Annotated in this window: 21 protein-coding genes; 12 read left to right on the top strand and 9 right to left on the bottom strand. The window is 72.9% G+C overall.

Annotated elements, in window-relative coordinates:
• Window positions 1–31: 31 nt before the first annotated feature.
• Together FB558_RS15790 and FB558_RS15785 are read right to left on the bottom strand one after the other, a co-directional pair.
• Window positions 32–913: a DUF559 domain-containing protein gene (locus FB558_RS15790; protein WP_142053403.1), complete on the bottom strand. Its 882-nt coding sequence runs from the start codon at window positions 911–913 to the stop codon at window positions 32–34.
• Window positions 914–1,011: 98 nt separating this feature from the next.
• Window positions 1,012–1,896 (bottom strand): LysR substrate-binding domain-containing protein, encoded by an 885-nt coding sequence (locus FB558_RS15785; RefSeq protein WP_142053401.1) that lies wholly within the window; start codon window positions 1,894–1,896, stop codon window positions 1,012–1,014.
• Window positions 1,897–2,020: 124 nt separating this feature from the next.
• Here FB558_RS15785 and FB558_RS15780 point away from each other — a divergent pair, with 124 nt between their 5' ends.
• The 10 genes from FB558_RS15780 to FB558_RS15735 all read left to right on the top strand — a co-directional run bounded on the left by FB558_RS15780 (window position 2,021) and on the right by FB558_RS15735 (window position 11,561).
• Entirely contained in the window at window positions 2,021–2,491 is a 471-nt protein-coding gene (locus FB558_RS15780; RefSeq protein WP_142053399.1) for a tripartite tricarboxylate transporter TctB family protein, read from the top strand.
• A 1-nt stretch (window position 2,492) separates the two neighbouring features.
• Window positions 2,493–4,037 carry a tripartite tricarboxylate transporter permease gene (locus FB558_RS15775; protein WP_142053396.1) on the top strand — a complete coding sequence of 515 codons (1,545 nt, stop codon included), beginning with the start codon at window positions 2,493–2,495 and terminating at the stop codon, window positions 4,035–4,037.
• Window positions 4,034–4,999, top strand: coding sequence for a tripartite tricarboxylate transporter substrate binding protein (locus FB558_RS15770; protein ID WP_142053394.1), 966 nt, complete (start codon window positions 4,034–4,036; stop codon window positions 4,997–4,999). Before FB558_RS15775 ends, FB558_RS15770 begins: the two co-directional genes overlap by 4 nt.
• Complete coding sequence (locus tag FB558_RS15765; RefSeq protein ID WP_142053391.1) at window positions 4,992–6,647, top strand: thiamine pyrophosphate-binding protein; 1,656 nt, start codon at window positions 4,992–4,994, stop codon at window positions 6,645–6,647. Before FB558_RS15770 ends, FB558_RS15765 begins: the two co-directional genes overlap by 8 nt.
• A complete protein-coding gene (locus FB558_RS15760; protein ID WP_142053389.1) occupies window positions 6,644–7,303 on the top strand; it encodes a 3-oxoacid CoA-transferase subunit A in 660 nt (219 codons plus the stop codon). The genes FB558_RS15765 and FB558_RS15760 overlap by 4 nt, the downstream gene beginning before the upstream one ends.
• Window positions 7,300–7,956, top strand: coding sequence for a 3-oxoacid CoA-transferase subunit B (locus FB558_RS15755; protein WP_142053387.1), 657 nt, complete (start codon window positions 7,300–7,302; stop codon window positions 7,954–7,956). Before FB558_RS15760 ends, FB558_RS15755 begins: the two co-directional genes overlap by 4 nt.
• Window positions 7,953–8,918, top strand: coding sequence for a tripartite tricarboxylate transporter substrate binding protein (locus FB558_RS15750; protein WP_142053385.1), 966 nt, complete (start codon window positions 7,953–7,955; stop codon window positions 8,916–8,918). Before FB558_RS15755 ends, FB558_RS15750 begins: the two co-directional genes overlap by 4 nt.
• Window positions 8,918–9,892 (top strand): tripartite tricarboxylate transporter substrate binding protein, encoded by a 975-nt coding sequence (locus FB558_RS15745; protein ID WP_142053382.1) that lies wholly within the window; start codon window positions 8,918–8,920, stop codon window positions 9,890–9,892. Before FB558_RS15750 ends, FB558_RS15745 begins: the two co-directional genes overlap by 1 nt.
• A gap of 8 nt (window positions 9,893–9,900) precedes the next feature.
• Window positions 9,901–10,674, top strand: a complete 774-nt coding sequence (locus FB558_RS15740; RefSeq protein ID WP_142053380.1) for an SDR family oxidoreductase — start codon at window positions 9,901–9,903, stop codon at window positions 10,672–10,674.
• Window positions 10,675–10,895: 221 nt separating this feature from the next.
• Window positions 10,896–11,561 carry a pentapeptide repeat-containing protein gene (locus FB558_RS15735; RefSeq protein WP_170231312.1) on the top strand — a complete coding sequence of 222 codons (666 nt, stop codon included), beginning with the start codon at window positions 10,896–10,898 and terminating at the stop codon, window positions 11,559–11,561.
• 61 nt (window positions 11,562–11,622) lie between these two features.
• Here the strand turns inward: FB558_RS15735 and FB558_RS15730 are convergent, their stop codons facing one another.
• Both FB558_RS15730 and FB558_RS15725 read right to left on the bottom strand, forming a co-directional pair.
• On the bottom strand, window positions 11,623–12,363 hold the full coding sequence (locus tag FB558_RS15730; RefSeq protein ID WP_425468009.1) for an SDR family oxidoreductase: 741 nt from the start codon (window positions 12,361–12,363) through the stop codon (window positions 11,623–11,625).
• 25 nt (window positions 12,364–12,388) lie between these two features.
• Window positions 12,389–13,129, bottom strand: a complete 741-nt coding sequence (locus FB558_RS15725; protein WP_142053374.1) for an AfsR/SARP family transcriptional regulator — start codon at window positions 13,127–13,129, stop codon at window positions 12,389–12,391.
• Between the two features lie 67 nt (window positions 13,130–13,196).
• Here FB558_RS15725 and FB558_RS15720 point away from each other — a divergent pair, with 67 nt between their 5' ends.
• On the top strand, window positions 13,197–13,358 hold the full coding sequence (locus FB558_RS15720; RefSeq protein ID WP_142053372.1) for a DUF1059 domain-containing protein: 162 nt from the start codon (window positions 13,197–13,199) through the stop codon (window positions 13,356–13,358).
• Window positions 13,359–13,405: 47 nt separating this feature from the next.
• Here FB558_RS15720 and FB558_RS15715 read toward each other — a convergent pair whose 3' ends face one another.
• The 5 genes from FB558_RS15715 to FB558_RS15695 form a co-directional block, all read right to left on the bottom strand.
• Window positions 13,406–13,597 (bottom strand): ferredoxin, encoded by a 192-nt coding sequence (locus FB558_RS15715; protein ID WP_142054284.1) that lies wholly within the window; start codon window positions 13,595–13,597, stop codon window positions 13,406–13,408.
• 11 nt (window positions 13,598–13,608) lie between these two features.
• Window positions 13,609–14,811 carry a cytochrome P450 gene (locus FB558_RS15710; protein ID WP_246106462.1) on the bottom strand — a complete coding sequence of 401 codons (1,203 nt, stop codon included), beginning with the start codon at window positions 14,809–14,811 and terminating at the stop codon, window positions 13,609–13,611.
• Window positions 14,812–14,961: 150 nt separating this feature from the next.
• Window positions 14,962–16,488, bottom strand: a complete 1,527-nt coding sequence (locus FB558_RS15705; RefSeq protein ID WP_246106461.1) for a DHA2 family efflux MFS transporter permease subunit — start codon at window positions 16,486–16,488, stop codon at window positions 14,962–14,964.
• A gap of 2 nt (window positions 16,489–16,490) precedes the next feature.
• A complete protein-coding gene (locus FB558_RS15700; RefSeq protein ID WP_211366432.1) occupies window positions 16,491–17,228 on the bottom strand; it encodes an efflux RND transporter periplasmic adaptor subunit in 738 nt (245 codons plus the stop codon).
• A gap of 24 nt (window positions 17,229–17,252) precedes the next feature.
• On the bottom strand, window positions 17,253–18,959 hold the full coding sequence (locus tag FB558_RS15695; RefSeq protein WP_142053370.1) for an HlyD family efflux transporter periplasmic adaptor subunit: 1,707 nt from the start codon (window positions 18,957–18,959) through the stop codon (window positions 17,253–17,255).
• Between the two features lie 175 nt (window positions 18,960–19,134).
• On the opposite strand from FB558_RS15695, the gene FB558_RS15690 reads away from it, so the two are divergent.
• On the top strand, window positions 19,135–19,770 hold the full coding sequence (locus FB558_RS15690) for a TetR/AcrR family transcriptional regulator (RefSeq protein WP_142053368.1): 636 nt from the start codon (window positions 19,135–19,137) through the stop codon (window positions 19,768–19,770).
• The last annotated feature ends 3 nt before the right edge of the window (window positions 19,771–19,773 follow it).

Raw genomic sequence — 19,773 nt, 5'->3', positions numbered from 1 at the left:
GATCACGACAATGAGCAACCGATACTTCGGATCACGAGACGAGGAGGCCGCGGCGGCGCAGCTCGAACGCCACCGTGCGGGCCACCAGGTCCGGACGCCGGTGCACGATGCCCGCGTCGAAGCGGAGGATCAGCCAGCCGAGTGCGACGAGAGCGGCCTCGCGCTCGAGGTCGCGGCGCGCGCGGTCCTGCCGGCGGTGGTCCTCGCCGTCGTACTCGATCGCGAGCTTCACCTCGGGGTAGGCCAGGTCGAGCCGGCGCACCTTGCCGCCCGCCGGTACCGCGAACTGGAGGGTCGGGGGCGGCAGGCCGGCGGCCCACAGCGCCATCCGGATGCGCGTTTCCATCGGCGATTCCGCGAGGTTGGTGGCGTGGCGCAGGACCGCGCTCAGGTGCCGCGCACCCCACGCGCCGGGATGCGCCAACCGGAGCCGGACGAGGTCGTCGTGGGTGACATCGCGCTTGTACGCCAACACGTCCACCGCGACGACCTTCTCGACGAGAGACGGCACCCAGCGAGCGAGGTCGAACGCGGTGCGGGCGGCGTTCGTGACCGCACAGCCGTCCACCTCGGTAGTTTCCGTCGGATCGACGAGATCACGATGAACACGCAGGCCGGGGCTCCGGTAGCTCTGCCCTCCGGAGCGGAGCATCAGTACCTCGGCCGGCGCGTCCGTCGGCCCGCTGGACGCGCGGAGGAGCTCGGCGGCGGAGTAGCCCGCCACCACGCCGCGCCCTGCCACGAGGACGGCGGCGGCCCGGGACCGCACCGCCAGCGTCGGTTCGAGGTGGGCGGGCGCGTAGACGTCGGGGAAGAGCTTCTGGAAGCGCGGCCCGCGCAGTTCACTCCAGGTCAGCAACCCGGCGGCAACGGCAGCGGACGCACGGAACGGCCGGGTGGGATCGATGGACATGCCCGGCACTGACGATCCCGAGCCGCCCGCGGTTCCATGATCTCGAGTATCGGTTGCTCATTGCTGTGATCACAGCAATGGACAACCGATACTCGCGATCACGTCGGGAAGGTCTCGGCCGCGACCGCGAGGAAGCCGGCCAGCACCGGGGACTCGTTACCGGGCCGCCAGGACAGCGCGACCGGCACCCGCAGGTCCGCGCCGGTCACGGGGCGGAAGGCGACACCTTCGAAGTGCAGCCATTCGGCCGAGGCCGGCAGCAGGGCCACGCCCACGGCCGCGGCGACGAGGGCCACCACGGTGTAGGTGTCCTGGGCCTCCTGCACGACCCGGGGCCAGAAGCCGACGGACGCGCAGCCGCGCACCGCGGTGTCGCGCAGGTTGGAGCCCTGCCGGTCGGGGTAGCTGACGAAGTTCTCCTCGGCCAGCTCGGTCAGCGGCACCGACGACCGGGCGGCGAGCGGGTGCTCGGCGGGGAGCACCGCCACCAGCTCCTCGTCCAGCAGCGTGCGGCTCTCCAGCGGGGCGGGCACGGGCGCGCGCAGCAGGCCCACGTCGATGCCGCCGTCGAGCAGGGCGCTGATCTGCGCGCCGCTGAACACCGACGGGTGCAGCTCGAGGCGGACCAGGGGGTAGCGCGCACGGTAGGCGCGGGTCATCCGCGGCAGCAACCGCCATGTCGTCGCGCCCGTGAGGCCCACGCGGATCTCACCGCGCTCGCCCTGCTCGGTGAGCAGCACCGACTCCCGGGCGCGGTCGGCCTCGGCGAGGACGCGGCGGGCGTGCTCGAGGAAGACCGCACCGGCGTTGGTGAGCCGGACCCGGCGGGTGGTGCGCTCCAGCAGCTGCACACCCAGGTCGCGTTCCAGGTGCCTGACCTGCTGGCTCAACGGCGGCTGCGCGATGTGCAGGCGCGCGGCCGCGCGGCCGAAGTGCAGTTCCTCGGCCACGGCGACGAACGCACGCAGGTGCCGCAACTCCATGATCGGCTCCGATCCGGGATCGAGACGGGTTCCGTCTCAGTCATGGCGTCATCTTGTATTGGACCGGCGGCGCCCGCACTGCCTACTGTCCGTGCACACGTTCGGCCTCAAGGGAGAGGTGCCGATGGCGCAGTCGCGCACAGTTCGAGGGCAGTTGCACCGGATCGGTCCGCTGCTCGTGCTCGCCGTGGGGGTGAGCGCGATCATCGGCGCGGTCGGGCTCTCGCTCGGCGAGCTCACCGCGCCCGGCCCGGGGTTGTGGCCCTTCATCGTCGCGCTGCTGCTCACCGGCACGGCGCTGGTCCTGGTGGTGATCGACGACCCCGAGGACTACGAGCCCTGGACGAGCGGGACCGCGCGCATCGCAGGCGGGGTCGCCGGGCTGGCGGTCTTCATCGTGGCGTTCGAGGCGATCGGGTTCCTGCTCCCGGCGTTCCTGATGCTCCTGCTCTGGCTGCGGATCTTCGGCCGCGAGTCGTGGCGCTGGGCCGTCGGGCTGGCGCTCGTCGGCTCGGTGGGCCTGTACCTGCTGTTCGACCAGGCACTGGGCGTCCCGTTCCCGGACGACGTGGTCGCCGAGCTGGTGGGCGGCTGACATGGGCATCCTGGACGGGATCGCGCAGGGGTTCACGGTCGCGCTGGACCCGGTCAACATCCTCTACGTCTTCGTCGGCGTGCTGATCGGCACGGTCATCGGGGTGCTCCCGGGGCTCGGGCCGACGGCGACGATCGCGTTGCTGCTGCCGCTGACCTACGAGATCGAGCCGCACACGGCCGTGATCCTGCTGGCCGGCATCTACTACGGCTCGATGTACGGCGGCACGATCACGTCGGTGCTGCTGCGGCTGCCCGGCGAGGCGGCGTCGGTCGTCACCACGTTCGACGGCTACGAGATGGCCAAGCAGGGCCGGGCCGGGCCGGCGCTGGGGATCGCCGCGATCGGGTCCTTCGTCGGTGGCGTGCTCGCGGTCGTCGGGCTCGCGGTGCTCGCGCCCCCACTGGCCGCGCTGGCCGTGTCGTTCGGGCCACCGGAGTACGTCGCGCTGACGGCGCTGGGCATCCTGCTGGTGACCTACCTCGGCACCGGGTCGGCGCTCAAGAGCCTGAGCATGGCTGCGCTCGGCCTGCTGCTGGCCACCGTCGGGCAGGACCCGATCGCCGGGACGACGCGTTTCACGTTCGGGCAGGTGACGCTGTTCGACGGGTTCGACTTCGTCGCCGTCGCGATGGGGCTGTTCGGGGTCGGCGAGATCCTGCACAGCCTCGAACGCACGGAGAAGGTCCAGGCCGTCACCCAGAAGATCAAGCACATCTGGCCGAGCCGCAAGGACGTGCGCGAGTCGGCGGGCGCCATCGGGCGCGGCAGCGTGCTCGGTTTCCTGATCGGGGTGCTGCCGGGCGGCGGCGGGGTGGTCTCCTCGCTCGCCTCCTACGCGCTGGAGAAGCGGCGGGCGAAGGACCCGAGCCGGTTCGGCCGGGGCGCCATCCAGGGGGTGGCAGGACCGGAGACGGCCAACAACGCCTCGTCGACCTCGGCGTTCATCCCGCTGCTCACGCTCGGCATCCCGGCCAACGTCGTGCTCGCGCTGATCTTCGGGGCGCTGCTGGTGCAGGGCATCACGCCGGGGCCGCAGCTCATCGACCAGCACCCGGAGATCTTCTGGGGCGTGATCGCGTCGATGTTCGTCGGCAACCTCATGCTGCTGGTGCTGAACATCCCGCTCGTCGGGGTGTTCGTGCAGATCCTTCGCGTGCGCGCCGGGGTCCTCGCCGCGTTCGCCCTGCTCGTGACGATGGCCGGGGTCTTCTCGATCAACAACGACGTCTCCGACATGTGGGTCGTCCTCGCGTTCGGCGTGCTGGGCTGGCTGATGAAGAAGACCGGGTTCGAGCCCGGGCCGCTCGTGCTGGCGTTCGTGCTCGGGCCGATCCTCGAACGGGCGTTCCGGCAGTCGATGCTGATCTCCGGCGGCAGCCTGGACGTGTTCGTCACGCGGCCGATCTCGGGCGGGCTGTTCGCGCTGATGGCCCTGATCGTCGTGATCAGCATCCTCACCGCCCGCCGCCGGGCCCGCGTGCTGCACCGGCACGACACCCCCACCACCGACGACGAACTCACGCCCGCCGAGGGAGACCGATGAGACGCCTGCACCTGCTCGCCGCCACGTTCGCGGCCGCCCTGTTGCTCGCCGCCTGCGGCGGGCAGGGCCCGGAGGAGCCCGAGGCGTACCCGTCCGACCAGATCCGGCTGATCGTGCCGTACGTGGCGGGTGGACCCACCGACATCGCCGCCCGCTCGCTCGGCCGGTTCATGGAGGGCTCGATGGGCCAGACGGTCGTGGTGGAGAACATGCCCGGCGCCTCCGGCTCGACCGCCTACCAGGAGCTGCTGTCCGCCGACGCCGACGGCTACACGATCTCGATGACGGCGCTGCCGACGGCGGTGCTCAACTACCTCACCAACGACGTCGGCTACACGCGAGAGGACTTCGCCCCGGTCGGCGTGATCACGCAGGTGCCGTCGGCGATCGTCGTGCCGGCCGCGTCCCCGTACGCCGACCTCGAGTCGCTGTTCGCGGCCGCGCGCACCGATCCCACGCTGGTCAGCGTGGGTACGCCGGGCGCGACCAACACCCACGCCGCGGAGACCCGCCGCATCACCCAGCTCTACGGGGTGCCGCTCACGGTCGTGCCGTTCAACGGCAACCAGGAGGTGCTCGGGGCGCTGCTGGGCGGCAACGTCGTGGCCGGGTTCGTGAACGTCTCGCAGGACATGCTCCCGGCGATCGAGTCGGGGCAGCTGCGCGTGCTCGCGGTGGGCACGCAAGCGCGGCTGCCGTACCTCGACGGCCCGACGTTCGTCGAGCAGGGTTACCCGGAGATCACCCAGAGCACCACCACGTTCGGCCTGATCGCCCCGGCCGGCACGCCGCAACCGGTGATCAGCCGGCTCGAGGAGGCGATGCGCGCCGCCTCGGCCGACCCGGAGACCCGGCGCGTGCTCGACGAGCGCTACGTGCCCGAGCAGTTCCTGGGCAGCGCCGACCTCGCGGCGCTGTTCGCGGAGACCGAGGAGACCTTCAAGGGAGTGGCGAGTGGCTGAGAGCAATCCGGCGAACGAGTCTGCGAACGGAGCGGACGCGCTGGTCGACGCGCTGCGCGAGCTGGGCGTCGAGCTGGCGTTCGGGCTGCCGGGGGTGCACAACCTGCCCGTGTGGGAGGCCTGCGCGCACGCCGGCATCCGGCTGGTCGGCGTCCGGCACGAGCAGGCAGCGGCCTACGCCGCCGACGGGTACGCGCGGGCGACGGGGAAGCTCGGCGTCGCCGTGGTGACGACCGGGCCGGGCGCGGCCAACACGCTGGGCGCCACCGGCGAGGCCATGACGTCCGGCGCGCCGGTCCTGGTGCTCGCCACCGACATCCCCTCGACGCTGCGGCGCCCCGGCGTCTACCGCGGCGTGCTGCACGAGACGCGCGACCAGGCGGCGATGTTCGCGCCGGTCACGAAGGCGGCCACGACCACGGCGTCCGCCGCCGACCTGCACGCCGACGTGCTGCGGGCCGGGCGGGAGGCGCTGCGGGCGCCCACGGGGCCGGTCTACCTGGGGATCCCCACGGACCTGCTCTCCGCGCGGGTCGCCGAGCGCACGCCCGCACCCGACGGCCCGCCGGAGCTCCCGGACGCGGACCTCGACGCCGCGCTCGCGCTGGTCGAGCGCGCGGAGCGACCGCTGCTGTGGGTCGGTGGCGGGGCGCTGCGCGCCGGCGCGGGCGACGCCGTCGGCCGGCTGGCGCAGCGGCTCGCCGCGCCCGTCGTCACGACCTACCACGGTCGCGGCGTCCTGCCGCCCGACCACCCGTGCCTTGCGCCGGCCACCACCCACGTGCCGGCCGTCGGCGCGCTGTGGGACGAGGCCGACCTCGTGATCGCGATCGGCAGCGACCTGGACGGGATGACGACCCAGAACTGGCGGATGCCGCAGCCGCCCGCCCTGCTGGCGATCAACGTCGACGCCGCGGACGCCGCGAAGAACTACCGGGCCGACCACGTCCTCGTGGGCGACGCGCGCACCGTGACCGAGCGGCTGGCCGCCGCGGTGCAGGCCCGGGACGGGTTGGACGTGCTGTCGGTGCAGACCGCGTCGCTGCGCGCCCACGTCGACGCCCTGGTCCGCGAGGAGGAGCCGCAGGCCGCGCTGCTGCTCGACGCGTTCGACCGGCTGCTGCCGCGCGACGCCACGGTGCTCGTCGACATGTGCATCGCGGGCTACTGGGTGGCCGGCTTCCACCGCGTGGCCGGGCCGCGGCGGCTCGCGTACCCGATGGGCTGGGGCACGCTCGGGTTCGCGTTCCCGGCCGCGCTCGGCGCCGCGGCCACCGGGACCGGGCGGGCGGTCGCCGTGGTCGGCGACGGCGGGTTCCTCTTCGCGTGCGGCGAGCTGGCCACCGCGGTGCAGGAGCAGCTGCCGCTCACCGTCGTGCTCGTCGACGACGGCGGCTACGGCATGCTGCGGTTCGACCAGGTGCAGGACGGCGTGCCGACCCGCGGCGTCGACCTCGTCACGCCCGACTTCACCGCGCTCGCCGCGGCGTTCGGGGTGCCTGCGCAGGGCGTGGACGGGTTCGGAGAGGACTTCGAGGCCGCGCTGACCAAGAGCCTGGAGGTCGACGGCCCGTCGCTCGTGGCGGTGCGGGCCGCGCTCACGCCGCCGCCGTCGACGTCGCCGCGCTGGTACCGGGCGGCCGGATGATCGACAAGCGGGTGGCGTCGCTGGCGGCGGCCGTCGCCGGGGTGCGCGACGGCGACACCGTCCTCGTGGGCGGCTTCGGCAACTCCGGGGTGCCGGTCGAGCTCGTGCACGCGGTGCTGGAGCTGGGGCCGAAGGACCTCACGATCGTCACCAACAACGCGGGCAGCGGCGAGACCGACATCGCCGCGCTGATCCGGGAGCACCGCGTCCGCAAGATCATCTGCTCGTACCCGCGGTCGGCGGGCTCGATCTGGTTCGAGAAGTTCTGGCGGGCCGGCGACATCGAGCTGGAGCTGGTGCCCCAAGGCACGCTCAGTGAGCGGATGCGGGCGGCGGGCGCAGGCCTCGGCGGCTTCTTCACCCCGGCCGGGGCGGACTCGCCGCTGGCCCAGGGCAAGGAGGTCCGCATGATCGACGGGCGCAGGCACGTGTTCGAGAAGCCGCTGCAGGCCGACGTCGCCCTGATCAAGGCCGACCGCGCCGACCGCTGGGGCAACCTCGTCTACCACTCCGCGGCCCGCAACTTCGGCCCGGTGATGGCCACCGCCGCGACGCTCACGGTGGCGCAGGTGCGCGAGTTCGTCGAGCTCGGGGACCTGGACCCGGAGGCCGTCGTGACACCGGGGATCTTCGTCGACCGGGTGGTGGTCGCATGAGTCTCTCTCCGCGGCAGATGGCCGCCCGGGTGGCGCGCGACATCCCGGACGGGAGCTACGTCAACCTCGGGATCGGGCTGCCGACGCTCGTCGCCGACGTGGTGCCACCGGACCGCGAGATCGTCTACCACAGCGAGAACGGGATCCTCGGGATGGGACCGGGCCCGGCGCCCGGCACCGGCGACCCGGAACTGATCAACGCGGGCAAGCAGCTGGTGACGCTGCTGCCCGGCGGTGCGTACTTCCACCACACCGACGCGTTCGTGATGATGCGCGGCGGGCACCTGGACATCACCGTGCTCGGCGCGTTCCAGGTCGGCGCGGGCGGCGACCTCGCCAACTGGGCCACCGACGAGGCCACGATGCCCCCCGCGGTCGGCGGGGCGATGGACCTCGCCGTGGGCGCCCGCCGGGTGCTGGTGATGACCACGCACACGACCAAGGACGGGCGGCCGAAGCTGCTGCCCGCCTGCACCTACCCGCTCACCGCCGCCGGCGTCGTCGACCGGGTCTACACCGACCTGGCCGTGCTCGACGTGACGCCCGACGGGTTCGTCGTCCGCGAGCTGGTCGACGGCGTCACCCGCGACGAGCTGCAGGAGCGCTCCGGTGCCCCGCTGCGGTTCGCGCCCGACCTCGAGGAGCTCACATGAGGAGGATCGGCGCCTTCCTCGCCGGGCTGGCCCTGCTGGCCGGGTGCGGCGCGCAGCAGCAGGCGGACGAGCCCGCCGAGTACCCCACCGAGGAGATCCGGCTGCTCGTGCCCTACGCCGCGGGCGGGCCGACCGACCTCACCGCGCGGGCGTACGGGTCGTTCCTCGAACGCGACCTCGGCCAGCCGGTGGTCGTGGAGAACCTCCCGGGTGGCTCGGGCGCGCTCGCCACCCAGGAGCTGATCCAGGCCGAGCCCGACGGGCACACGCTCTCGCTGATCACGGCCGGCACGACCGTGCTGACGCCGCTGGTCAACGAGGTGGGCTACACGGCGGAGGACGTCACGCCGGTCGGGGTGCTCTCGGAGGTGCCCTCGGTGCTCGCGGTGGCGGCGGACTCGCCGTACCCGGACCTCGCGGCGTTCGTGGCGGACGCCCGCGCCCGCCCCGGCGCCCTCACCGTCGGCACCCCCGGCGCGACGACCCCGCAGGGCATCGAGCTGCAGCGGCTGCGCGACGAGCACGGCGTCGAGGTCACCGTCGTGCCGTTCAACGGCAACGCCGAGATGACCACCGCCCTGCTCGGTCGCAACGTCGACGCGGTCCTGATCAACGCCTCGCAGGACGTCACCGAGAACATCGACGCCGGCGAGTTCCGCCCGCTCGCGGTCTCCAGCGCCCAGCCGCTCGACTGGCTGCCCGGGACGCCGACGCTGGTGGAGGCCGGGTTCGCCGGCCTCACGCTGTCCGGCTCGACGTTCGGGCTGGCCGGGCCCGCGGGGCTGCCCGAGCCCGTGGTCACGCGGCTCGAGGAGGCCCTGCGCCGCGGGCACGCCGACCCGGACGTCGTCGCCACCGTCGGCGAGCGCTACCTGGGCCCCGAGTTCCGCGGCGCCGCCGAGATGCGGGCGGTCCTCGACGAGACGCGCGCGGTCTACGAACCGATCCTGGGAGGATCCTGATGAGACGAGCATGGGCCGGCTTCGCCGCCGCGGCCGCGTTGACGCTGTCGTGCTCCGGGCAGGCGGCGGACGCCCCGGAGGAGTACCCGACGGACGAGATCACCGTGATCGTCCCCTACACCGCGGGCGGGCCCACCGACCTCGCCGCCCGCACGATGGGCGCGCACCTGGAGAAGGCGCTGGGCCAGCCGGTCATCGTGGAGAACCTCCCCGGTGCGGCGGGCTCGGTGGCGATGAACGAGTTCGTGGCGAGCGAGCCGGACGGGCACACGCTCACCCTCGTGGCCGCGCCGTCCACGGTCGTGACGCCGATGATCCAGGACGTGCCCTACGACGCCAACTCGTTCGTCACGATCGGCGTGATCACCGAGATGCCGTCGGTGCTCGCGGTGGGGAGGGACTCCGGGTTCGCCGACGCCGCCGCGTTCTTCGACGCGGCGCGGCAGCGGCCCGGTGAGCTCACCGTCGGCACGCCGGGCGCCACGACCTCGCAGGCCATCGAGCTGCGGCGGCTGGCGAACGAGTACGGCGTGCAGGTCACGGTCGTGCCGTTCAACGGCAACGCCGAGCTGATCCAGGCGGTGCTGGGCGGCACCGTCGACGCGGTGCTGGTGAACGTCTCGCAGGACATCCGCGCCCAGATCGATGCGGGTGACTTCCGCGCGCTCGCGATCAGCCCCGCGGAGCGCGTCGACTACCTGCCCGACACCCCGACGCTCGCCGAGCTGGGCTTCCCCGAGCTCACCTACAGCACGTCGCTGTTCGGGTTCGGTGCCCCGGCCGGCACCCCGCCGGAGATCGTCAGCCGGCTGGAGCAGGCGATGCGGGAGGGACTGGAGGACCCGGCCGTCCGCCAGCAGCTCGACGAGGCCTACGTGCCCGACGAGTTCATCGGTGCGGCCGAGTTCCGCGAGCGGCTGGACGAGATCGTGACCGTCTACGGGCCGGTGGCCCAGGAACTCCGGGGTGGTTGACTCCTGGCATGGACACCGGACTGAGTGGACGCACCGCCGTCGTGCCCGGCGCGACCTCCGGCCTCGGCCTCGCCGTGGCCCGGTCGCTCGCGGCCGAGGGGGCCAACGTCGTGCTGGGCGGGCGGCGCGGGGAGCTCGTGCGCGCCGAGGCCGAGAAGCTGCCCTCCGCGGTGGGCGTGGAGGTCGACCTCACCGACCCGGGCGCCACGGACGCACTGGTCGGGGCCGCGCAGGAGCGCTTCGGCCCGGTCGACGTGCTCGTGCTCAACGGCGGCGGCCCGCCGCCCGGCGTGGCCGTCGACTTCACCCCCGACAAGCTCGCGGAGGCGGTCGCCCTGCTCGTCCAGCCGCACCAGCGGCTCGTCGGGGCGGTGCTGCCGGGGATGCGCGGGCGTGGTTTCGGCCGGATCGTCGCGATCGGCTCCAGCGGCGTCCAGCAGCCGATCGACCGGCTGGTCGCCTCCAACGCCGCCCGCGCCGCGCTGGCCGGCTACCTCAAGACCCTCGCGAGCGAGGTCGCCGCCGACGGCGTCACCGTCAACATGGTGCTGCCCGGCCGGATCGCCACCGACCGCGTCGGCGTGCTCGACCGCGCCAACGCCGAGCGCTCCGGCGCCAGCGAGGAGCAGGTGCGCGAGCGCGCCGAGGCGGCGATCCCGGTGGGCCGCTACGGCACGCCGGAGGAGTTCGCCGCCGTGGTGACGTTCCTGGCCAGCGCGGCCGCGTCCTACGTCACGGGCGAGCAGGTCCGCTGCGACGGCGGACTGGTCCGGGCGCACTGAGCAGGGTCTCGGGCCACGTGATCGTTCCGAACCGGCCCTGACGGCGGCTGTCGCCGCGATGGTGTGCGGCTCGGGGCGATCACCGCGCCGATGATCGATGCGAGACGCACCTCCGCGTCGTCAGCAGGCCGTGGTGTGCGGGTCGGAACGATCTCGGGTGGTTGTCAGGGCGCTTTCGTAAGGTGCGGGGCGTGGCTCCCCGAGGCGGCAGGTCCCGAGCGGTGAAGCGGCGGCCGGAGCCGCCCGACCTCCCCGAGGCGCTCGAGCCGGCGCCCGGGGTCGTCGGGGGCGGCGCCGTCTGGGACTGCGTCGAGGCGGGGGCCGACGTGCGGGTGCCGGAGCACGTCGCCGGCCTGCGGGTGCAGGAGAGCAGGTGGGTCGGGGGCAGTCTGGCCGGTGTGCGGTTCACCGGGCTGGAGTGCCGCGACACCGAGTTCGTGCAGTGCGACCTGTCCGGCGCCGTCCTGGACAGCGCCGTGCTCAGCCGCGTCGTCTTCACCGACTGCCGGCTCACCGGCACGGTCCTCGACGGTGCGCAGCTCACCGACGTCCGCATCAGCGACAGCGCGGCCGACCTGCTGAGCCTCCGGATGGCGCGGGCGAGGTTCGTGCTGGTCGAGAACTCGGGCCTGCACGCCGCCGACCTCTACGAGTTCGACGGGGAGCACTGCGCCTTCCTCGGGTGCGACCTGGGCGAGGCGAGCGTCGAGGCGGCCCGGCTGCGGGAGACCGACCTGCACGGCTGCACGGTCGACGGACTCCGCGGCGCGCTGGCCCTGCGCGGCGCGCGGATCAGCCCCGACCAGATCGTCCCGCTGGCCGCGGCCCTGCTCGACGAGCTGGGCGTCCAGGTCACCGAGCAGCCGCCGAAAGCGGGATTCGCATGACGAACGGCACTTTCGTCGGCTAGGTACCGACGAGAGTGCCGTTCGTCCGGGTGGGAGCCTGTCAGCCGCGGCCGAGGAACGGCATGGTCGTGGCCATGATCGTCAGGAACGGCACGTTCGCGTCCAGCGGCAGCCGCGCCATCATCAGCACCGCGTCGGCCACGTGCGCCGGGTCGAACGTCGGCTCCGGGCGGATGCTGCCGTCGGCCTGTGACACACCCGTGGCCATGCGGGCGGTCATGTCGCTGGCGGCGTTGCCGATGTCGATCTGGCCGCAGGCGATGCCGTAGGGGCGCCCGTCGAGCGCGAGCGACTTCGTCAGGCCGGTGATCGCGTGCTTCGTCGCGGTGTACGCCGCGCTCCCGGGCCGGGGGACGTGGGCCGAGATCGAGCCGTTGTTGATGATCCGCCCGCCCTGCGGCTGCTGGGCCCGCATGGCCGCGAAGGCCTCGCGGGCGCAGAGGAACGAGCCGGTCAGGTTGGTGGTGACGGTGGCCGTCCAGTCCTCGACCGCGATCTCGTCGACGGTGCCCGCGGGGCCGAACATCCCGGCGTTGTTCACCAGCAGGTCGACCCGGCCCCACCGCTCGCGCACGGCGGAGAAGAGCGCCGCCACGGAGCCGGCGTCACCGACGTCGGTGGGCGCCACGAGCGCGTCGGCGTGACCGCCTGCCGTCTCCTCCAGCGCCGGGCGCCGCCGCCCGGCGAGCGCGACCCGGTACCCCGCCCCGAGCAGGGCCGTCGCCACCACCCTCCCGATCCCGGAGCCAGCACCGGTCACCACTGCCACGTCGCCGTCCACACCGAGCATGATCCCCGGGCGCGGGTCACGGTGCCAACAGGCCGCGGTGCACCGCGGCGGCGATCGGTCCGGGCGACGCGCCGAGGTCGTCGCGCAGCACGCGCCGCAGCTCGCCGAACACATCGAGGGCACCGCCGCGGTCACCGCGCTGCGCCAGCGCCCGCATCAGCAGGCAGTACCCGGTCTCGGAGTGCGGGTCGAGCGCGACCAGCCGACGGGCGGAGCGCTCGGCGGCGGCGAGCTCAGCGCCGCCCAGCTGCAGGCACGCCTCCGCGTAGCAGCCCAGCGCCCGCCGGTGCACGTGCGCGAGGACGGCGCGCCGGTCGTCGGCCCACGTGTCGTCGACGTCGGGCAGGAACGGGCGCTGGGTGACGAAGAGCGTGCTCAGCGCCTGCGTCCAGGCGCGACGCCAGTCGTGGCGAGCGGCGGCGGCCTCGGCCGAGTGCAGGGCCGCCTCCGCCACCGCAGTGTCGACGATCGATCCCGGTGGCAGCACGAGCTGCAGGCTGCCGCGGCCCCGGATCTCGGCAGGCGCCAGGACCGTGCGCACCTTGGACAGCAGCGCGGCGAACGTCGCGGCAGCGCCCGGACCCGGCACGGCCGGGTGCCACAGCAGCTCGAGCAGCGTCACCCGGTCCACCACCGGACGCCGCGGGTCGGCGAGCAGCGCCACGAGCACGCGGGCCCGCCGGCCGGGCAGCTCCTGCTCCACCGGCCGCCCGTCCACCACCACCGCGAAGCGGCCGTGCAGCTGGATGCGGACCACGATGGGGAATTGCAGGGTTCCGGCAAGGTCGGTGTCAATACTTGCCGCACCCGTCGAGGAGGACGCGATGAACCAGGTGACGTGCGAGTGCGGCTTCGCGACCCGAGCCCCGCAGGAGGACCAGGTGGTGAACGACGTGCTCACCCACGTGCGCTCCGACCACCCCGACCTCGTCGGGGACGTCACCCCCGACGTCGTGCGCGGCTGGATCGAGGTCGTGCCGGACTGATTGGGGAGGGGGACGGGCCGGGTGCCGCGCGGTGCCCGGCCCGTCGGCTACTCCTCCAGCGACAGCGCGCCCGAGGGGCAGTTGGCCACGGCGCTGCGGGCGTCCGCCGCGTCGGACGGGTGCTCCTCCAGCACCACGACGATGCCGTCGTCGTCCTGGTCGAAGACGTCCCCCGCGGTCAGGACGCACATCCCGGCCCCGATGCAGACGTCCCGGTCCGCGTGCACCTGCACACCCATCACGTCTCCCTTCACCACGCCACCTCCAGTGCCGCCAGACCGTAGATGATGTGGAAGGTGCGGAACTCCACCTCGTCGCCCACGGCGCGCAGGCCGGGGAAGCGGCGGAGCAGGGCCGGGAAGGCGATCCGCATCTCCATCCGGGCCAGTGGCGCGCCCAGGCAGTGGTGGATCCCGTGCCCGAACGCGACGTGCCCGACCGCGCCGCGCGTGACGTCGAGGCGGTCCGGGTCGTCGCGCAGGGCGGGGTCCCGGTTGGCCGCCGGCAGCGCCAGCATGACGAACTCGCCCGCCTCGATCCGCTGCCCGGCGATCTCCACCCCGGCAGTGGTGATCTTGGCCGTCCCCGAGTGGACGATGCTCAGCCAGCGCAGCAGCTCCTCGACCGCGGCGTCCACGCGCTCGGGCTCGTCGCGCACGATCGCCAGCTGGTCGGGGTGGCGCAGCAGCGCGAGCGTGCCGAGCCCGAGCATGTTGGCCGTGGTCTCGTGCCCGGCGACCAGCAGCAGGCCCGCGATCCCGACGAGCTCGTCGGTGGACAGCTCGTCGCCGTGCTCGCGCACGAGCATGCCCAGCATGTCCTCGCCGGGCTCCGCCTGCGCCCGGCCGACGAGCTCGGCCATGTAGGCGCGCGACTCCTTCGCCAGCCGGAACCGCTCCTCCACCGGCAGGCTCAGGTCGAGCTGCCGGCCGGTGCGCGCCTGGAACTCCGCCCGGTCCGCGTAGGGCACGCCCAGCAGCTCGCAGATCACCAGCGACGGCACCGGCAGCGCGAAGTCCGCCACGAGGTCGGACGGCGGGCCGGTGCGCTGCATCGCGTCGAGGTGCTCGTCCACGATCTCCCGGATCCGCGGCTCCAGGCGCCGCATCCGGCGCACCGTGAACTCCGGGGTGAGCATCCGGCGCACCCGGCTGTGCTCCGGCGGGTCCAGCGCGAGCAGGTTGCCCGCCCGCATCCGGGCGATCTCCTCCTCGCTCATCGGCGGCATGCCCGCCCGCCTGCGATCGTCGACCGACACGCGAGCGTTGCTGAAGCGCACCGGGTCGCTCAGCACCTCGCGGACGTCGGCGAAGCGGGTGACGAGCCAGGCATCCACCCCGAACGGCGTGCGGACCCGCCGGACGCCCCCGGCGTCGCGCAGCGCGGACAGCTCGGGTGCCGGATCGAATCCGTTCCGCCGCATGTGGATGGGCAGCGTTGGCGCTCGGGTCACTGGGACCTCCCCGACGACGACGCGCGCCCGGGTCGGCGCGCTCCACCCGGGGAACGGGGCGCGCCCGCCGGTGGGTTCCGCCGCGCGCCCCGCGCACCTCAGCGACCCCTCAGCCCGCGGGGGCGCACCACCGGAACGGGTGACCTCGGGTCACTCCGCGAGCGCCGGCCGGGCCCCGCCCGCGGGTGCGCTCCGCCCCGAGCGCAGGAACAGCGCGAGCCCGACCCCGACGACCGTCATGACCGTGTTGATGAGCATGACGTCGTCGAGGGAGGACACGAAGACCTGGGTCTGGGTCTGCTGGTAGACCATCATCGTCCCCATCATCTGCCCCCGCTGCCCGGGTCCCAGCGCCGGCATCGCGAGGTCGGCGGCGACCATGCCGGCCCGGTCGGCGCTGAGCTGGGCCTGCTGGATGGTCATGAACGCCGTGAGCACCGCGAGCCCGAGCGCGGACGAGACGCGCTGCGCCACGTTGTTGAACGCGCTCGCGAAGCCGACGTGCGCCGGCGGCACCGCCGAGATGCCACCGGTCATGATCGGCATCATGGCCAGGCCCATTCCGACGGCCCGCAGGCACAGCAGCCCGACGATCTCGCTCTGCGCCGTCTCGACCGTGAAGTCCTGCATGAGGTGGGTCGCCCAGGCCACGATCGACAACCCGACCACCGCGGGCCAGCGCGCCCCGATCCGGTCGTAGAGCCGGCCCGCCAGCGGCATGAAGACGGCCATGACGAGCGCCTGGGGCATCAGGACCAGCCCCGCCTCGAACGCCCCCAGTCCCTGCGCCTGCTGCAGGAACACCGGGATGTAGAACAGGCTCGCGAACAGGCCGACCGACAGCACCGAGATCAGCAGCAGCGAGTTCGTGTACGGCCACGAGCGGAACACCCGCACGTCGAGCAGCGGCTCCTCGACCTCGAGCTCGATCACCACGAACAGCGCGAGGGACAGGACGCCGAGGATGATCAGGATCACCACCGGGTAGGACGTCCAGCCCCACGACTGCCCCTCCGACAGCGCCAGCAGCAGCGCCGACAGGCCGGTGGCGATCGTGACGAAGCCGAGGAGGTCGAAGCGCCCGACGCGCTGCGCGGCGAAGCCCGGGAGCAGGAACCAGGCCGCGACCGCCCCCAGGATGCCGATCGGGACGTTGATGAGGAAGATCAGCCGCCAGTCGACGTACTCGACGAGGTAGCCGCCCAGGGTGGGGCCGACCGCGGGAGCGGCGATGATCCCGAGGCCGTAGAGGCCCATCGCGGTGCCGATCTTCTCCTTCGGCACGATCTGGTAGAGCATCGAGAGCGTCACGACCGGCAGGACACCGCCCGGGATCGCCTGCAGGATCCGGAACGCGATCATGCTGTCGAGGTCCCACGCCACGCCGCAGAGCGCGGAGCCCGCGGCGAAGGCCAGCAACGACGCGTTGTAGACCCGCTTCATCCCGAAGCGGTTGCCCAGCCACGAGCTCGCCGGCACCACCACACCGAGCACCAGCGTGTAGGACGTGGCGATCCACTCGATGTCGTCGGCGGTGACCCCGAAGATGACCTGCATCTCCGGGATCGCCACGTTGACGATGCTCGTGTCCAGCACCGACATGAACATGCCGGCGACGAGCACCACCAGCGGGAGACCCCACCCGGTCCGCGCCTGCGCCTCCGTTGCCGCCGACACGGTCAGCTCTTGTGGATCTTCACGGTGACGTTCATCCCCGGCACGAGCGCGAGCTCCTCCGCGTTCTCGATGTCGATCGTGACCGGGATGACCTGGGTGACCTTCTGGAAGTTCCCGGAGGTGTTGGACTCCGGGAAGATCGAGAAGACGCCCGCAGCACCGCCCTGCACGTCGCGGACCGTCCCGGTCAGGTCGACGCCGGGGAACGCGTCGACCGAGATGTCGACGAGCTGACCGGGCCGCACGTCGACGATGTCGGTCTCCTCCACGCGCGCCGTGACGTAGATCCGGGAGAAGTCGTAGGCGACCGCGAGCTCGGTGCCTGCGGTGACGTAGGTGCCCTCGACGGCGTTGTTGACCGCCACCGTGCCGTCGGCGGGCGCCCGCACCGGCATCTCCGGCTGGACGAACCCGCCCTGCATCCGGACCCGCCCCACGACGTTGTTCTCCTGGACCTGGCTGCCCTCGGTGGCGGCCCAGTCGATGACCGTGCCGCTGGTGGGGGCGTTGATCGAGATCTTGTCGCCGTCGACCTGCGCGTTGTCGGTGGTGACGTAGTTCTGCGCATCGATGAAGTACCACGCCGTGACGCCGCCGCCGGCCAGCACCGCGATGGTGAGGATGACCACCAGGGAGATGCGCGTGGAGCGCTTCATCCCCTTCTTCTTCTCCTCCTCCTGCGGGGCCGCGCCGTTGCCCTCGCTCGTCCCGACCGGCTCCGTGACCGGACCCTCAGACATCGAACGACTCCCCCTCGCCCTTCATCACCTGGTGGCGGGCAGCACGACCTGCTGCCCCTCCCGCAGGCCCGAGAGCACCTGCGTACGGCCCGCCCCGACCTTCCCGGCCTCGAACGGGACCGGCCTCTCGGCACCGTCGGGCTCGACGACCGTGACGGTGCTCTTGCCGTTCTCCTGCCGCACGGCCGCGCTCGGCACGCTGAGCACGTTGCCGATCTCCTCGGTGACGACGGTGGCGCGCACGGTCTGGCCGTCCTTGAGCCGGGGGTCCGACCCGTCGACGACGGCCGTCACGTAGTAGCTGATCACCCCGGCGATCGAGGTGCCCGTCGGTGCGACCGAGAGCACGCTGCCGGTCAGCGTGAGGTCGGGGAGCGCGTCGACCGCGACCTCGACCTTCTGGTTGGGCACGATCGTCGCCGCGTCCGACTCGTTGAACGGCACGACCACCTGGAACGCGTTGACGTCGTCGAGCACGAGGAACGGCGCCGCGCCGCCGGGGCGGGTGGGGTTCACGGGTCCCGCGGCCGCCGCGGCCGCCCCCGCCGAGGCATCCACCCCGGGGATCGTGGCGGCGCTGCCCGGCGCCAGGGCGCTGGTGCCGCTGCCCGGGGACAGGAACTCCCCGACCACGCCGTTGAGCACCGAGACGGTGCCCGCCACGGGGGCGCGCAGGGTGGCGTTGTCGAGGTCGCGCTGAGCGTTCGCCACCGCCGCCTGGGCCGCGATGACGGCGCCACGCTGCTGCTCGATCTCGAACGGCCGGTCCGACGCCGCCGAGTTGGCGTTGTTGCGCGCGTTCACCACGGCCTGCCGGGCGTTCTCGATCGCCAGGTCGCCGTTGGTCTTGTCGACGTCGCGCTGCTCCTTCGCGTTGTCCAGCGCGGCTTCGCTGGCCACGACCTTCTGCTTCGCCTGCATGAGCGCGGACTCGTCGGAGGAGAGGGTCAGGCACGCGGGGTCGAAGCTCGACTTCTGGAAGGACGCGGGCGTGGCGGACGCCGATCCGGACGCACCCGAGCTGTCGCTGTCGCCGTCGCCGTCTCCGTCACTGCCGCCGTCGCCGTCGCCGTCGGAGTCGTTGTCGCCGTCGTCGTCACCGCCGCCGCTGCTACCGCCGCTGCCGCCGTTGCCGCCGCTGCCGCCGTCGAAGTCGAAGTCGAAGTCGCCGCTCGAACCGCCGTCACACGCCTTGCGGGAGGCCTCGACCTTGTCCTCCGCCTGCTCCCTGGCCTTCTTGTCGATGGACAGCTGCCGTTCGGCGTTGTCGATCGCGGTCTCGTCGGCCTGCACCACGGCCTCCGCCTGCTTGCGGGTGGCCTCGAGGATCTCCTCGGCCTGGGCATGGGTGTCCTTCGCGCCGCCCACGGCCGGGGAGTTGACGAGCTGGTCGAGCATGGCCTGCTGCGAGCGCAGCTGCCCCTGCTGCTGCTCGAGCGTCTGGCGCAGGGCGAAGTCGTCGATCGTCGCCAGCACCTGACCGGGCTCGACGTGGTCGCCCACCTTCACGAACACGTTGGTGAGCTGCCCCCCGTTCGGGAAGCCCATGTTCTGCTGGGTGACCGAGCTCATCGACCCGGTGGCCGACACCCCGCTCGTCACCGCAGCGCGTTCGACCGGCGCAGTGCGCGCCTGCGTCGGCTCCTCACCGGTGCATGCCGCCAGCAGCAGCACGACCAGCGCGGAGCTCGCCGCCGCAGGCAGCACCCGCCGGTGCCGGTCCATCTGCACGTTCCCCTCCTACGTGTACTCACCGTGGTCGACCGGCCCTCTAGAGTCACCCGTTCGGCGTCAACCATCAGTGTTCTTGGAAACGAGAGAGCAGTCTTGCAGTTATCACCCGGAGGGGGTTCAGTGACCCGCATCATGCGAGAGTGGGAGGCCGGTTCGACGGGAAAGGGCACTTGTGGGCGATGAGCCAGAGGGCCGGCTGCGGGCGGATGCGCGCCGCAACCGCGACCGCCTCCTCGCCGCTGCCAAGGCGTGGTTCGCCACCCACGGGCCGGAGGCGCCCGCGGAGGAGATCGCGCGCGCGGCCGGGGTCTCCCCGGGCACGCTCTACCGCCACTTCGCCGACCGCGAAGCGCTGATCCAGGCCGTCACCCTGGACAACCTCGACAACGCGCTCGCCGAGACGCGCGCCGCGCTGGCCGAGGAGTCGAGCGCCTGGAACGCGCTCGTGCGCATCCTGAACCAGTCGCAGGAGCTGCGGCTGAGCATCCGGCTCCTGATGGCCTACCCCGCCGTGGGCGAGATCGTGAAGCGGGAGCGCGACACCGCCCACCTCCGCCACGCGATGATCGAGGTGCTCGACGAGGTCGTCCGACGGGCCCAGGCGGAGGGCACCCTGCGCACGGACGTCGGCACCGGCGATCTCGCGGTGATGTTCTCGCTGCTGGCGCACCCCCTGCCGATCATGCACACCGAGATGGCCCGGCACGCCACGGCGCGCTGCACGGCACTGCTGCTGGAGAGCCTGCGTGCCGGCGCGGGCGCCCACCTCCCGGGCCATCCCCTGACCCCGGCGGACATCGGAGCCTGACGC

Origin of the sequence: Pseudonocardia kunmingensis, assembly GCF_006716445.1 — a bacterium.
Taxonomy (GTDB): domain Bacteria; phylum Actinomycetota; class Actinomycetes; order Mycobacteriales; family Pseudonocardiaceae; genus Pseudonocardia; species Pseudonocardia kunmingensis.
Note: the sequence above shows the minus strand (reverse complement) of the source record. Positions and strands in the feature narration are given on the sequence as shown.